This window comes from Spirosoma aerophilum (genome assembly GCF_054782495.1).
Genome location: NZ_BAAGSJ010000017.1, coordinates 342,914 through 357,523, shown reverse-complemented (window position 1 = coordinate 357,523; position 14,610 = coordinate 342,914). Strand labels below are relative to the sequence as shown.

14 protein-coding genes are annotated in these 14,610 nt (G+C 50.7%); all 14 read left to right on the top strand.

The window, feature by feature from the left end; all coding sequences use genetic code 11:
• Positions 1 to 38 precede the first annotated feature (38 nt).
• The 14 genes from ACYVK4_RS23960 to ACYVK4_RS23895 all read left to right on the top strand — a co-directional run bounded on the left by ACYVK4_RS23960 (position 39) and on the right by ACYVK4_RS23895 (position 14,600).
• Positions 39 to 1,271: an NADH-quinone oxidoreductase subunit D gene (locus ACYVK4_RS23960; RefSeq protein WP_461130098.1), complete on the top strand. Its 1,233-nt coding sequence runs from the start codon at positions 39 to 41 to the stop codon at positions 1,269 to 1,271.
• Positions 1,272 to 1,285: 14 nt separating this feature from the next.
• Positions 1,286 to 1,786, top strand: a complete 501-nt coding sequence (locus ACYVK4_RS23955; protein ID WP_012929578.1) for an NADH-quinone oxidoreductase subunit NuoE family protein — start codon at positions 1,286 to 1,288, stop codon at positions 1,784 to 1,786.
• A gap of 8 nt (positions 1,787 to 1,794) precedes the next feature.
• Positions 1,795 to 3,135, top strand: coding sequence for an NADH-quinone oxidoreductase subunit NuoF (gene nuoF, locus ACYVK4_RS23950; RefSeq protein WP_461130097.1), 1,341 nt, complete (start codon positions 1,795 to 1,797; stop codon positions 3,133 to 3,135).
• 65 nt (positions 3,136 to 3,200) lie between these two features.
• Positions 3,201 to 4,286 carry an NADH-quinone oxidoreductase subunit G gene (locus tag ACYVK4_RS23945; RefSeq protein ID WP_461130096.1) on the top strand — a complete coding sequence of 362 codons (1,086 nt, stop codon included), beginning with the start codon at positions 3,201 to 3,203 and terminating at the stop codon, positions 4,284 to 4,286.
• Between the two features lie 93 nt (positions 4,287 to 4,379).
• Positions 4,380 to 5,537: an NADH-quinone oxidoreductase subunit NuoH gene (gene nuoH, locus ACYVK4_RS23940; RefSeq protein WP_461130095.1), complete on the top strand. Its 1,158-nt coding sequence runs from the start codon at positions 4,380 to 4,382 to the stop codon at positions 5,535 to 5,537.
• Between the two features lie 95 nt (positions 5,538 to 5,632).
• Positions 5,633 to 6,199: a NuoI/complex I 23 kDa subunit family protein gene (locus ACYVK4_RS23935; protein ID WP_461130094.1), complete on the top strand. Its 567-nt coding sequence runs from the start codon at positions 5,633 to 5,635 to the stop codon at positions 6,197 to 6,199.
• Between the two features lie 43 nt (positions 6,200 to 6,242).
• Positions 6,243 to 6,797 (top strand): NADH-quinone oxidoreductase subunit J family protein, encoded by a 555-nt coding sequence (locus tag ACYVK4_RS23930; RefSeq protein WP_461130093.1) that lies wholly within the window; start codon positions 6,243 to 6,245, stop codon positions 6,795 to 6,797.
• Positions 6,798 to 7,047: 250 nt separating this feature from the next.
• Complete coding sequence (locus ACYVK4_RS23925; protein WP_461130092.1) at positions 7,048 to 8,226, top strand: acetyl-CoA C-acyltransferase; 1,179 nt, start codon at positions 7,048 to 7,050, stop codon at positions 8,224 to 8,226.
• Positions 8,227 to 8,743: 517 nt separating this feature from the next.
• Entirely contained in the window at positions 8,744 to 9,679 is a 936-nt protein-coding gene (locus ACYVK4_RS23920; protein ID WP_461130091.1) for a DUF6089 family protein, read from the top strand.
• Positions 9,680 to 9,767: 88 nt separating this feature from the next.
• A complete protein-coding gene (locus ACYVK4_RS23915; RefSeq protein WP_461130090.1) occupies positions 9,768 to 11,567 on the top strand; it encodes an acyl-CoA dehydrogenase family protein in 1,800 nt (599 codons plus the stop codon).
• Between the two features lie 125 nt (positions 11,568 to 11,692).
• On the top strand, positions 11,693 to 12,412 hold the full coding sequence (locus ACYVK4_RS23910) for a YqjF family protein (protein ID WP_461130089.1): 720 nt from the start codon (positions 11,693 to 11,695) through the stop codon (positions 12,410 to 12,412).
• Between the two features lie 232 nt (positions 12,413 to 12,644).
• The gene (locus ACYVK4_RS23905; RefSeq protein ID WP_461130088.1) at positions 12,645 to 13,406 is read left to right on the top strand and encodes an OBAP family protein; all 762 of its coding nucleotides are present in this window, start codon (positions 12,645 to 12,647) and stop codon (positions 13,404 to 13,406) included.
• Positions 13,407 to 13,465: 59 nt separating this feature from the next.
• The gene (locus ACYVK4_RS23900; RefSeq protein WP_461130087.1) at positions 13,466 to 14,053 is read left to right on the top strand and encodes a DUF308 domain-containing protein; all 588 of its coding nucleotides are present in this window, start codon (positions 13,466 to 13,468) and stop codon (positions 14,051 to 14,053) included.
• Positions 14,054 to 14,114: 61 nt separating this feature from the next.
• Entirely contained in the window at positions 14,115 to 14,600 is a 486-nt protein-coding gene (locus ACYVK4_RS23895) for a GyrI-like domain-containing protein (protein WP_461130086.1), read from the top strand.
• Positions 14,601 to 14,610 lie beyond the last annotated feature (10 nt).

Below are 14,610 nucleotides of genomic sequence, written 5' to 3'. Positions count from 1 at the left end.
GCCAATCTTCCTCTCTTTCGCTCCTTCGCTTTTTAACTATGGTTTCTGAAGAACTCGATATAGCGAATAAAAACTTACCCGCCGAACAGGGTCCGATTCAGTATGTAAACGAACTGACGACCCTTAACCTCGGCCCTACTCACCCGGCTACCCACGGCATCTTTCAGAACATCCTGCAAATGGATGGCGAAAAAATCGTGTCGGGCGAGCAGACCATTGGCTACATTCACCGGGCATTCGAAAAAATTGCCGAACGTCGGCCGTTTTACCAGATTACGACCCTCACCGACCGCATGAACTACTGCTCGTCGCCCATAAACAACATGGGCTGGCATATGACAGTAGAAAAACTGCTGGGTGTTGAGGTGCCTAAGCGGGCGCAGTATATCCGGGTGATCATGATGGAGCTGGCCCGTATAGCCGATCACCTCATTTGCAACGGTATTCTGGGTGTCGATACGGGTGCTTTTACAGGCTTCCTGTATATCTACCAGGAGCGGGAAAACATCTATGACATCTACGAAGAGGTCTGCGGAGCCCGTCTTACAACCAACATGGGTCGCATTGGTGGTATGGAGCGTGACCTCTCCCCTACGGCTATTCGTAAAATCAAAGAACTCCTGGTTCGTTTTCCGAAAGTGTTGAACGAGTTCGAAAACCTGTTCAACCGCAACCGGATCTTTATGGACCGCGTTGTAAACGTAGGGGGTATTTCGGCGGAGCGGGCACTGAGCTACGGCTTCACCGGCCCGAATCTGCGGGCTGCGGGTGTTGATTACGACGTGCGCGTCATGAACCCGTATTCATCGTATCAGGATTTTGAATTCGACGTTCCTATTGGTCAGAGTGGCGATACCTATGACCGTTTCATGGTTCGAAACGAGGAAATGAAGCAGAGCCTGCGCATTATCCAGCAGGCAATCGACAACCTGCCCGAGGGTTCTTATTTTGCCGATGCTCCCCAGTATTATCTGCCTCCCAAAAAGGAAGTGTATAAAAATATGGAAGCGCTCATTTATCACTTCAAGATTGTGATGGGTGAGATCGAAGCCCCGGTTGGTGAGGTTTACCATGCGGTAGAAGGTGGTAATGGCGAATTAGGCTTTTACCTGATCAGCGATGGTGGCCGGACGCCTTATCGACTCCACTTCCGTCGGCCATGTTTCATTTATTACCAGGCTTATCCAGAAATGTGTAAGGGGCTGACCCTCTCCGACGCCATCGTTATCATGAGTAGCATGAACGTTATTGCCGGCGAACTGGACGCGTAAACCTGCCATCAACTATGACGACCGAAACGAACAATACTGTAACATTTACCCCTGAGCGGCTCACGAAAGCACAGGAAATTATTGCCCGCTATCCGGAAGGCAAACAGAAGTCGGCTTTGTTACCCTTGTTGCATTTATTGCAGGAGCAGGAAGGCTGGACCAGTCCTGAAGGTATGGACTACGTAGCCCGAATGCTCGACATTCAACCGATCGAAGTATATGAGGTAGCGTCATTCTACACCATGTACCACCTCAACCCGGTTGGGAAGCACGTGATCGAATACTGCCGAACCGGTCCTTGCTGCCTGATGGGGGGCGAAGACGTATATGCTCACCTGAAGCAGCGGCTCGGTATTGATACGGGTCAGACAACGGTCGACGGTCAGTTCACGCTGAAAGAAGTGGAGTGTCTGGCGGCTTGTGGCATGGGCCCCGTGTTTCAGATTCGGGAGAAATATTACATGCACCTCACCAACGAACGCGTGGATGAGATCATTGACGAACTGTCGAAATAATCGCACACATGGCTACCAAAATATTAACTGAGCATATCAACGTTCCGGGCATTGAAACGTTCGATGTTTACCGGAAGCAGGGCGGCTACACGGCCGTAGAAAAGGCGATAAAGACAATGACGCCCGAGGCCATTGTTGAAGAAGTTAAAAAAGCGGGTGTTCGGGGCCGGGGCGGTGCCGGATTTCCAATGGGTATGAAATGGAGCTTTCTGGCCAAGCCGGAAGGCGTTCCCCGCTACCTCGTCTGCAACGCCGATGAGTCGGAGCCGGGTACATTTAAAGACCATTACCTGATGAAGAACATCCCTCACTTGTTGATTGAGGGAATGATTATCTCATCGTTCGCGCTGGGTGCCAACAAGTCATTCATCTATGTACGGGGTGAGTTGATGTACGTGATCCATATCCTCGAAAAAGCCATTGCCGAAGCTACAGCCAAAGGTTTTTTAGGTAAAAATATTCTGGGCAGCGGTTATGATCTCGAACTTGTCGTGCAGCCCGGCGGTGGTGCCTATATCTGCGGAGAAGAAACCGCTTTACTGGAATCGCTGGAAGGGAAACGGGGAAACCCCCGGAACAAGCCCCCCTTCCCGGCTGTAAAAGGACTATACCAGTGCCCAACGGTAGTTAACAACGTAGAATCCATTGCCACTACGGCCTGGATTGTTAACAACGGTGGCGATGCCTATGCGGGTGTCGGCATTGGCCGCAGTACGGGTACCAAACTGATCTCAGCATCGGGTCATATCAATAAGCCGGGTGTGTATGAGATAGAACTGGGCGTTCCGGTAGAAGATTTTATTTATGCCGATGAATGGTGCGGTGGTATCCGGCCGGGGCATAAATTTAAAGCACTCGTAGCGGGTGGTTCATCTGTCCCCATTTTACCGGCCAATCTGGCCCTGACCCTGGCTAATGGCGAGAAACGCCTGATGAGCTATGAGTCACTGTCGGATGGCGGCTTTGCAACCGGCACCATGCTGGGTTCGGGCGGTTTCATTGTGTTTGACGAAACATCCTGTATTGTTCGCAATACCTGGAATTTCTCGCGTTTCTACCACCATGAGTCTTGTGGTCAGTGTAGCCCCTGCCGCGAAGGAACAGGCTGGATGGAGAAAGTGCTTCACCGCATTGAATACGGTCATGGCCATCAGCAGGATATCGACTTGCTGGTCGACGTGGCGAAGAAAATTGAAGGAAACACGATTTGCCCGCTTGGCGATGCTGCGGCCTGGCCCGTTGCCAGCGCCATTCGTCACTTCCGGGATGAGTTTCAGTGGCATATTGACCACCCAACCGAAGCCACGCAACCGGGCGCCGTTTATCGGGGTGAGATGGCATTGGTATAATAGTAACCCGGCCAAAAGCCGTTTAGAAAAGGATGATTTGCGGCTTTACAGCCGCAGTACACAATATGGAAGACGTAAAGCCGCAACTATTAAAAGTCACTATTGACGGAATTGAAGTTGAAGTGGAGCCGGGAACAACCATCTTGCAGGCCGCTCGCAAAATTGGTCCGGCAGTAGCTCCTCCTGCCATGTGCTACTACCAGCCCCTGAAAGGTAGTGGTGGCAAATGCCGGGCGTGTCTGGTACGGGTGGCTGCCGGATCGGCCAAAGATCCACGGCCCATGCCCAAACTGGTTGCGTCGTGTCTGACGGCCGTTCAGGATGGCATGATCGTTGAAAACGAAACCAGTCCGCAGGTTATTGATGCCCGCAATGGTGTCGTTGAATTTCTGTTACTGAATCACCCGCTCGATTGTCCGGTTTGTGACCAGGCCGGCGAGTGCGACCTCCAGAACTTTGCCTTCGATCATGGTAAAGCAACAACCCGCTACGAAGAAGATCGACGGACTTTCGAAAAACGTGATATCGGCCCGAATATCCAACTGCACATGACCCGGTGTATTCTGTGTTACCGTTGTGTGTATACGGCCGACCAGATCACGAACAAGCGTGTGCATGGAGTCATGAATCGGGGCGATGCCTCCGAAATCAGCACGTATATCGAGAAAGCAATCGACAACGATTTCTCGGGCAATGTAATTGATGTTTGTCCGGTTGGCGCGTTGACAGACAAAACTTACCGGTTTAAAAACCGCGTATGGTTTACCAAGCCCGTTGATGCTCACCGCGATTGCCCCACGTGCTCGGGCAATGTAACCCTGTGGTATCGGGGCGACGAAGTGATTCGGGTAACCGCCCGCAAGAACGAATGGAGCGAGGTAACGGAGTTCATTTGCAACACCTGCCGCTTCGAGACCAAGAAAACCAGCGACTGGACGATTGAAGGGCCAACCAAAGTATCGCGGAGTTCGGTCATCTCGGCCAACAAGTATCGGGCCGATACGATCAAACCCAGCTTTGGCGAACGGTTGGCAGCTGCAGACTACAAGCCTATCGACGACAAGCGTGATACGTCGCAACTGGGCATTCAGCAGTTGCCTGCCGAACGGTTCGCGAAGGTATTACCCTCGGCGCTTGAACCCGAACCCTGATCAATTATAGGAATTCAGTTTATAGTTTTGGCGGGTTAACCCTTAGGCGATTTTCGAAAGCCTGCCGAACATAGAGAAGCAAAATTTTTAGACATGGATTTAACCGTATTACTCGTAAAAGGAATCATTATCCTGGTGATTTTTGGGATAACCCTTCTGATTGCGACTTACTCTACTTACGCAGAGCGGAAAGTAGCGGCCTTTTTACAGGATCGCCTGGGACCGAACCGGGCGGGTCCGTGGGGACTTTTACAGCCCATTGCCGATGCGGGCAAGATGTTCTTCAAAGAAGACTTTATTCCGTCGCAGGCCAGCAAATGGCTGTTTATTCTGGGTCCCTGTTTAGCCATGTTAACAGCCCTGATGTCGAGTGCCGTGATTCCATTTGGCGACAGCATCCGGTTTGACAACTACTCCATTCCTGTGCAGGGCATCGAGATCAACATCGGCGTACTGTACATATTCGGGGTTGTTTCGCTGGGCGTGTATGGTGTGATGGTCGGTGGCTGGGCCTCTAACAACAAGTTCTCGCTATTGGGCGCTATCCGGGCTGCTTCGCAAAATATCAGTTATGAAATTGCGCTGGGTCTTTCGATGATCGCTATTTTGATGATGACCGGCTCCCTGTCCGTGCGGGCCATTGTCGATCAGCAGGCGACGTTCTTTGAGTGGAACATCTTCACCCAGCCTATTGGATTCATTATCTTTCTGACCTGTTCATTTGCCGAGTGTAACCGTACACCCTTCGATTTACCGGAGTGCGAAACAGAGCTTGTGGGCGGCTATCACACGGAATACAGCTCCATGAAGCTGGGCTTTTATCTGTTTGCCGAATACATTAACATGTTTGTGTCATCGGCCTTCATTTCATCGCTCTATTTCGGTGGATTCCATTACCCGTTCATGAACGAAGTAGGTAGCGCGCTCGAAAATTCGATGGGTGTCATTACCGGACATAACATAGCCACAGCCATTGGTTTTGTCGTATTCTTCGGCAAGATCTTCTTCTTCATCTTCTTCTTTATGTGGGTTCGCTGGACGCTGCCGCGTTTCCGCTACGACCAATTGATGAACCTGGGCTGGAAGACACTCATCCCCCTGTCGATCCTGAATGTCGTGTTGACGGGTGCTGGTTTGCTGTATGACTTCAAATATTCTACCTGGCTGATTGTTATCGTCATGGTGGGTATGGTCCTGGTATCATCATCACGGGCGCCAAAAGGAGCCGTAATTCCGCAGGGAACCGTTTAAGTTAACTGGTTTACAGTAGTCAGGGTACGATATTCCGCAGCAAGGCCGACCTTGCACCCTGACTACAGATTACCATAAACCGAATACCGAAAAGGATGCAACTAACGAATCGATCTAAACAAGTCAGCAATAAGGAAATGACGCTGGCGGAGAAGATGTACCTGCCCGCCATTGTTGGGGGTCTGGCCATCACAATCAGCCACTTTTTCCGAAAAAAGCCGACGATCCAATACCCGGAGGTAAAAAAATACCTTGGGCCCATCTATCGCGGACATCACATTCTGAAACGGGATGAGCAGGGGCGCGAGCGTTGCACAGCCTGCGGTCTGTGTGCGGTTGCCTGTCCGGCCGAAGCCATTTCTATGGTCGCTGCCGAACGCAAGAAAGGCGAAGAAAGCCTGTATCGTGAAGAGAAATATGCGGCTGTTTACGAGATCAATATGCTGCGCTGCATATTCTGCGGTCTATGCGAGGAGGCTTGCCCTAAACAGGCCGTTTACCTTCGTCACGATCGTATGGTACCGGTATTTATGGAGCGGGACGATGTCATTTACGGAAAGGATAAACTTGTCGAAAAAATGGATGACCGTTATATCCGTATCGCTAACTCCGAAGTCCAGGCTACGCCAACCGAACCAAGCCTGACCAGAGCAGCTACCTAGGACCTGGCCTTACGTTCCCCATCGTTCTCCATTTGACCGAATCATGACTGAATTCATAACCTTTTTCAAATCGTTGACGGGTACCGGCTACCTGTTTTTAGGGTTAACGGTACTGACGCTGTTTAGTGCTATTGGCGTTGTTACGGCCCGCAATCCAATTTATAGCGTATTAGCGCTTATCGCCACGTTCTTCTGCCTGTCTGGGCACTATATCCTGCTTAATGCGCAGTTTCTGGCAGCGGTGAACATCATCGTTTATGCAGGTGCCATCATGGTTCTGTTTTTGTTTACGATCATGTTCCTGAACCTGCGCAAGGAGGACGAAGAATCGAAAACGAACCTGACCAAAATGGCTTCAGTGATTGTCGGTGGTATGCTGATGATCATGCTGATTACTATTTTCCGGGCCAAAAGCGCTCAGGTACCTACGGTTACTCAAGCTACGTTCAGTGCTAAAACGGGTCTTGTTGAAAACCTCGGACAACTGCTTTACAGTGACTACATCTTACCGTTTGAGCTGGCTTCGGTCTTGTTTCTTGTCGCTATGGTGGGCGCTGTTATGCTCGGCAAACGCGAAGCCGGTGATCGCCACTTTTAACCGTGTAGGCAGTCCTGCCAGGTTTGGTTTATTGCTGACTTTCCTCCTTTTAAAGCCGCTTCACGAAGCGGCTTTTTTCTTTTCAACAGAAAGAGAATGAATGGAAACAGGCATGTGCTCAGTAGTTGCACAAGTCAAAAGAAAATAGTATGCTTGCATAATAATTTACAGGTAGATTGTAATTTTCCGCCCAAAAAAATAGTTATTGCTTTGAGTTGCCTGCTGAACCAGTAAATCAACATCGCATTTTATGGACGCATACATTGTAGCCGGATACCGCACCGCCGTGGGGAAAGCCCCTCGCGGAGGACTCCGTTTTACCCGCCCTGATGATATGGCGGCTGAAGTTATCAAGCATTTGTTGAGTCAGGTACCCAACCTCGACCCAGCCCGTGTAGAAGATCTGATCGTTGGAAACGCTGTTCCCGAAGCGGAGCAGGGTATGCAGATTGCCCGGTATATTGCCCTGTTATCATTGCCAAATAGTGTTCCCGGCATGACCATTAACCGCTACTGCGGCTCAGGTCTGGAAGCCATTGCTATTGCCTCCGCGAAAATACATGCCGGTCTGGCCGATTGTATCGTTGCCGGAGGAACCGAATCCATGTCAATGGTACCGGTAATGGGCTGGAAAACGGCTCTCAACTACGAAATTGCCAAAGCACACCCCGATTATTATATTGGTATGGGGCTAACGGCCGAACAGGTTGCCCAACAGTTTAACATCAGCCGCGACGCGCAGGATGAGTTCGCTTATGCCTCCCACCAGAAGGCACTGGCCGCTCAGAAAGACGGAAAATTCAGCGACGAGATCGTACCCATCAAGGTAAGCGAAACGTATTTCGATGCCGAGACGAATAAGAAGAAAACCCGTGAGTGGACCGTTGCCCAGGACGAAGGCCCCCGCAAAGACACCAGTGCCGAAGGTCTGGCGAAGCTAAGACCCGTTTTCGCAGCGGGTGGGTCGGTCACGGCTGGTAACTCGTCCCAAACATCCGACGGAGCCGCTTTTGTGGTGGTTATGTCCGAGCGATTGGTCAATGAGTTGAACGTAAAACCAATAGCCCGGATGGTTTCGTATGCAACGGCCGGTGTCGAGCCTCGAATTATGGGGATCGGACCTGTAGCAGCTATCCCCATCGCACTTAAAAAAGCGGGTTTACAGCAAGACGATATCGACTTGATCGAACTGAATGAGGCCTTTGCCGCTCAGGCGCTGGCGGTTATTCAGGAGCTGGGTCTGGACCCCGGCAAGATCAACCCGAACGGCGGTGCCATTGCGCTAGGTCACGCACTTGGCTCGACTGGCGCCCGACTATCGGTACAGTTATTGAACGAAATGCGCCGTCGCGATCAGAAATACGGTATGGTATCGGCCTGCGTTGGTGGCGGGCAGGGTGTAGCCGGAATTTTTGAGCGGTTAAATTAACGTGAATAATGGGTTGGCTCGATCAAAATTTAGCTTATACATAGAGTCAGTAGATCTTTTTTAACCACAGAGACGGTCCGCCGTTGCGGCACAAAGCGCACAGAGGTAATGGGGAAAGAAAGTGCCCTAATAAACCTCTGTGCGCTTTGTGCCGCAACGGCGGACCGTCTCTGTGGTTAAAAATTATTGCATTAGGCGTGCAAAAGGATTTGATTTAACCTAGATACAGCCGTTATTCACGTTAAATTAAGTATAAGTGCATTAGTGATCGGGGAACTGGTGAAAGTAGTTAACTGCCGGTTATGTATCCGCTATGCCCGAAAACCAGACAGTCAATAAGAATTAATCACGAGTTGAATAGCAACTGGTGAGTTTGAAAGCCGAATGCCAAACTGATTTTTCAGTTTGGCATTCGGCTTTTTTGTATCAACCAAACCCATGATAACGGTGATTTACGTATGCCAACGCACATAAGGTTATATTTGATTAAATTTGGCTACTTACCCACTGTATATTCATGAAAGGACTACTATTCACATGCCTATTTGTATGCTTATTCCTGTCTGGAACTTATGCCCAGAAACGTTCTTCCAAACGCCCTATTCCGTACTCTGAAATAGGTATTGGCGGTGGTGCTGCCCTCTATCTGGGCGAGCTGGCCCCTCCCAGTCAACTAGCGCAAAGCATTTACCCACTACCCCGCTGGAATGCCGGAGTGAGCTTCACACATCATCTAAGCCCGTATTTTGCCGCACGAGCCTCCTTCACATGGATGCGATTGATCGGTGATGATTATACATATAATGAAGCCGACCCAAACCTGCATCCCATCCAGTTTCAGCGCAACCTGCACTTTCGTAATGATGTGAAGGAACTCGCCGTAAGTGGTGTGTATCAGTTTAAACCAGAAACCATACATGCCAACAAGCGCCCGGCACTTACACCCTACCTCACACTGGGCGTGGCCGTAATTGCCCATAATCCGAAGGCGCTTTTGCCCACCAATGTCGCAGAGCGGGAAACATCTGGCTGGGTCTCCCTGCAACCGCTGGGCACCGAAGGGCAGGGGCAACCCGGCTACAGCAAGCCTTACCCGCTCATTACACTGGCCATACCCGCCGGAGCAGGCCTCCGCTGGCGACTGGCCGAACGGCTGAATCTGGCGGCTGAAGTTAACGTTCGCTACACGTTTACCGATTACCTCGACGATGTAGGCGGGATGTATCCGAACCCGAAGGATTTGCCCAACCCGCAGTCAAAACTTTTATCTGATCGTCGCTTCGAGAACACGGCCGCCCGGACCGGCGACGATAGAACGTCTCTGCTAACTACGCTTATCAACGTTCCAAACGATGTACGGCGAGGGGCGGTCGGCAATGATTTTTATGTGACTGCTCAGCTCTCCATCCATTATCTGCTGCTGGCCTCCATCAAATGCCCTCCTCATCGCTAAAAAAATTATTAGTATGCTTGCATACTAATTTTGAAATGATTTTATTTGTTTACGAATTAGTATGCAAGCATAATAAACCTTTTTCAACATGATTGCGACAGAACCAAAAGCTTCTCTGAAAGGGGGCGAATTTCTGATCAAAGAAACGCAGGCAGCACAGGTTTTTATCCCTGAAGAATTTACTGAAGAGCAGCAGATGATTGCGGCTACTTGCCGCGAGTTCCTGGAGCGGGAGATCTGGCCGCGTCTGAATGAAATTGATAACGCCAAATCACCCGAGTTGATCTCCTCGTTAATGGATAAAGCTGGTGAACTGGGCATTCTGGGTACATCGGTACCTGAGCAATACGGCGGTTTTGGCACCAACTTTAACACCTCCATGCTGGTTGCCGAAGTAACCGGCGCCGGTCACTCATTTTCGGTGGCCTTGTCTGCACACACGGGTATCGGTACCCTGCCAATCGTGTATTACGGCAACGAAGACCAGAAATCGAAATACCTGCCAAAACTGGCATCCGGCGAGTGGAAAGCAGCTTACTGCCTCACCGAACCAGATTCCGGCTCTGACGCCAACTCCGGTAAGACGAAAGCAACCCTGACCGAAGATGGTCAATACTATGTGCTGAATGGCCAGAAGATGTGGATCACCAACGGTGGATTCGCCGATGTGTACATCGTCTTTGCCAAGATCGATGCGGACAAAAACCTGTCGGCATTCATTGTGGAGCGTGGCTACGAAGGCATTACCATGAATGAGCCGGAGCACAAAATGGGTATCAAAGGCTCCGACACCCGTCAGATTTTTTTCAACGACTGTAAAGTACCCGTTGAAAACCTGTTGTCTTCGCGGGAAAACGGCTTTAAAATCGCCGTAAACATCCTGAACATTGGGCGGATCAAGCTGGGTATTGCGGCCATTGGCGGCTCGAAAGAGGTCATCAACAATGCCATCCGGTATTCCAACGAACGGAAGCAGTTCAAAACGGCCATCTCGCAGTTTGGCGCCATTAAGCACAAACTGGCCGAAATGGCGCTGAAAGTGTATGCGTCGGAAACAGCGTCGTACCGGGCTGGCCAGAATATCGACGACCTGATTGAAGATTTGAAAAGCCAGGGGCTGGACGATGCTTCGGCTAAATTGAAAGCGCTGGAGCAGTTCTCGATCGAGTGCGCCATTATGAAAGTACACGGCTCCGAGGTACTGGATTACGTGGTCGATGAAGGTGTTCAGGTCTATGGCGGCATGGGCTACTCCGCCGATGCGCCCATGGACCGCTCGTACCGTGATGCCCGTATCAACCGGATTTTCGAAGGCACCAACGAAATCAACCGAATGCTCGTGGTAGACATGCTGCTGAAGCGGGCGATGAAGGGCGAACTCGACCTGATGGGGCCAGCGATGGCCGTTGCCAAAGAGATCATGTCGATCCCCGACTTCAATTCCGACGAGGAAGAGGGCGTATTTATTGCCGAGAAGAAAGTTGTTCGGAACCTCAAGAAAGCCGCCCTCATGGTAGCGGGTGCCGCGGTTCAGAAGTTCATGATGAACCTCTCCAGCGAGCAGGAAATTCTGATGAACGTGGCCGATATGGCTATTGAGATTTACGTGGCTGAATCCGTTTTGCTGCGTGTTGAGAAGCTCATTGGCATTCAGGGTGAAGAATCGGTTGCCCTCCAAAAGCAAATGGCACTGGTTTACCTGCACGAAGCCGTCGAAAAAGTGAACAATGCCGGCCGGGCAGCCATCACCTCCTTTGCCGAAGGCGATGAGCTACGCGGTATGCTGATGGGTCTGAAACGGTTCACGAAAATTGAACCGATGAATCTGAAAGACGCCCGTCGCCAGATTGCCGACGCCATGATTGCCGAGAACAAGTATATTTTCTAGCGTTATTTATCTAGACCTATAAGGTTTCTAAAACCTTATAGGTCTGAAAGAAAGCCGTTTCTGTCAGGGAACGGCTTTTTTGTTGACCAAAACCCACCACCTTTACAGACTGTTGTCTATTTACTATGAAAGTCCAAACGTTCCTTACGGCAGAGTGGCGAAATCTGCTGATGCTCAATTATGAAGTTAGCCCCGATGTACTGACACCCCTATTGCCACCCACTACCGAGCTGGATCTTTGGCAAGGCAAAGCGCTGGTCAGTATGGTTGGCTTCCGGTTTCTGGAGACCCGCGTGCTGGGCATAAAATGGCCGTGGCACGTCAACTTTGAGGAAGTTAATCTCCGATTCTACGTTCGGCATTTCGACGGGCAGGTCTGGAAACGCGGCACCGTTTTCGTTAGCGAGATTGTTCCTCGACCGATCATAACGGTGATCGCCAATACCTTGTATAACGAAAAGTACAGTGCTATGCCGATGCGCCACCGCATCGAACCGGCCGGTGACAATGATACAGCCATTCGTTATGAGTGGAAGCACAAAGGCCGCTGGAATGCCCTGGGCGCTACGGTCGGCAACACGCTACGCCCGATGGACAGTGCCGAAACCTTTATTTTCGAACACTATTGGGGCTACAATAAACTGAATGAGCGCACAACCCATGAGTATCAGGTGGAGCATGTGTCCTGGCAAGTGGCCGACACCCGCGATGCATTTTTCGACGCCGATATTGCCGGGTTATACGGCGACGCCTTTCACCCGTTTCTTTCTCAGCCACCTCATTCAGTCTTTTATGCCGATGGCTCTCCCGTTGGCGTCAGGATTGCGGGTAAGTTGCGTACTTGATACGAATACGGGCTTATTATGACGTCAGGTTCTTCAAACCCGGCTTCACCGTATGAGCGAGCCAGCCCTTGAATAGGGCTGGCTTGTTGCTTACATGCCCCTTCGACAAGCTGGCCTGACGAGTTACCTAGCAAACCTATAGGTGGCAAAACAATGAAGTACAACACTCGTTTAGACAACTTAATCTACATATGTAATTGGATAAATAAACACTGGCTCAACAACTATGCGTATGGACTTGTCCACTTTCCGGTTTATCATTCCAGCGGCAGCATGGCTGACTTTACTAAGCTGTGGAGGCAAAAACACCGCGTCGAATGTTCAGTCGCCCGGCGAAGAAAAAACGGCTAAAACAAAAACGCTGGAAGCAGGAGCCGATTTGCTTCAGAACAAAGCTCCACTAAACAAGCTGAACATGTATCTGGACGGCTTTCATTTTTATAACGGCCACATGGATGGCCAGATGGAAGCGCATCACTACTGCTCGGCCATCAATGAAGACCTGACCCAGTGCGTCATTTATGACGGCAACGGCGAGAACGCCAAGATCATGGGCATCGAATACATCGTTTCCGAGAAACTGTTCAGGACCCTTCCCGCCGAAGAAAAGAAACTCTGGCACAGCCATGTGCATGAAGTAAAATCAGGTCAACTGATAGCGCCCGGCGTTCCAGCGGTGGCCGAGCATGAACTGATGGAGAAGCTGGTGTCTACCTACGGCAAAACGTTCCATACCTGGCATACCGACCGCGAACTAACCCTGCCAGTTGGCCATCCGATGATCATGATGGGCTTTACCAAAGACGGCCAGGTGGACCCCAAACTGGTGGCCGACCGGGATAAACGATTCGGCGTATCGACGGAGGAGAACAAGAAAAACCGGGCCGATATTCTCGCACCGGCCATTTTGCCCGGAGCCAACGCCTGGCAGCACGGCGAAGTACGCCAGTTGAACGTAGTCAATGAAGCGGGCCCGGCGCATACCCATCCGTAGGTTTGCCGACAGGCCGAAAAATACAACTCATTAACCCTCAATTTAACTAACTCAACGTTATGGAAAATTCAAATCCAACTCAAAACTGGTGGCTATTGATCGTTCGAGGCCTCCTCTATATGTCCATTGGCCTTTGCCTCTTTCTGTTTGCCAATGACTTCACCAGCTCGTCGGCTCAACTGGTTGCCGGTCTTCTGCTGGCAGCGGGGGTACTTGGGCTCGTTTACACCTTCGATAATGTGCGCAGAGATCGTAATTATATCTGGGAGCTGCTCCGAAGTTTGTCTGACGTGGCCTTCGGAATCGCCTTATTCGTCACGGCAAAACAGGATACAGATGGATTTCTGTCAACCCTGAGCTTTTGGGCGATGATGTACGCGTTCATCCAGGTCGTACAGGCCATGTATTCCTTCATGCAGTCGGGTGTGGGGTCGAGCATTAGTTTATCGGGCAAATTGATCTATTTTCTGGGTGTCGTTATCTCCGGGGGTCTGTCGTATGTTTTACTGATGCGACCCAACGGTCTGGATGGCTCTTTGGGCGTTATTGGGCTCTTTCCGATAGCCCTGGGCGTTATCATCACCCTACTGGCCGTTCAGCAGCGAAGACAAGCTTCACTGGCCAATAATTCGCCAAAACCCTACTGACATAGGGCTGTCACAACCCACCATTATTTTTGTCATGGTTATTCATTTAGGACAACAAATCATGACAACACAACTAAACATCCCGGAACAAGCGCTTATCATCAAGGAAACGAAGGCGTTTACGGCCCTTTGTTTCACCACACGAACCACATTGCTAACCATGTCGGAGTACGCTCCCGGCACGGGTCGGGCCCTTCATCAGGAAGCGGTTCGGCTTGGTCTGGAGGTGTGTGGCCCTATTCAATGGATATACACGGGTGTCAACGGCAACGAGACAAATGAGTTTCAGCTGGAGATCGTGTTACCCGTCAGCCAGCCGGGTCTTCCATCTGCGCAGTTTACATACGCTACATTTCCCTCCTTTCGTTGTGCCAGCCATACCTATCAGGGTGCCTGGAGCGATCTTGGTCAGGTGTACGAGGTGCTCTTCGCTCAGCTTTATCGCGACGGGTATCAGAATGATGGCTACGTTCGTGAGGTCTATGCTGTGGTTGATCTGGAAAATCAGGCGAATTGTGTAACCGATATTCAGATTGGACTGGTGTAAATACAGTATG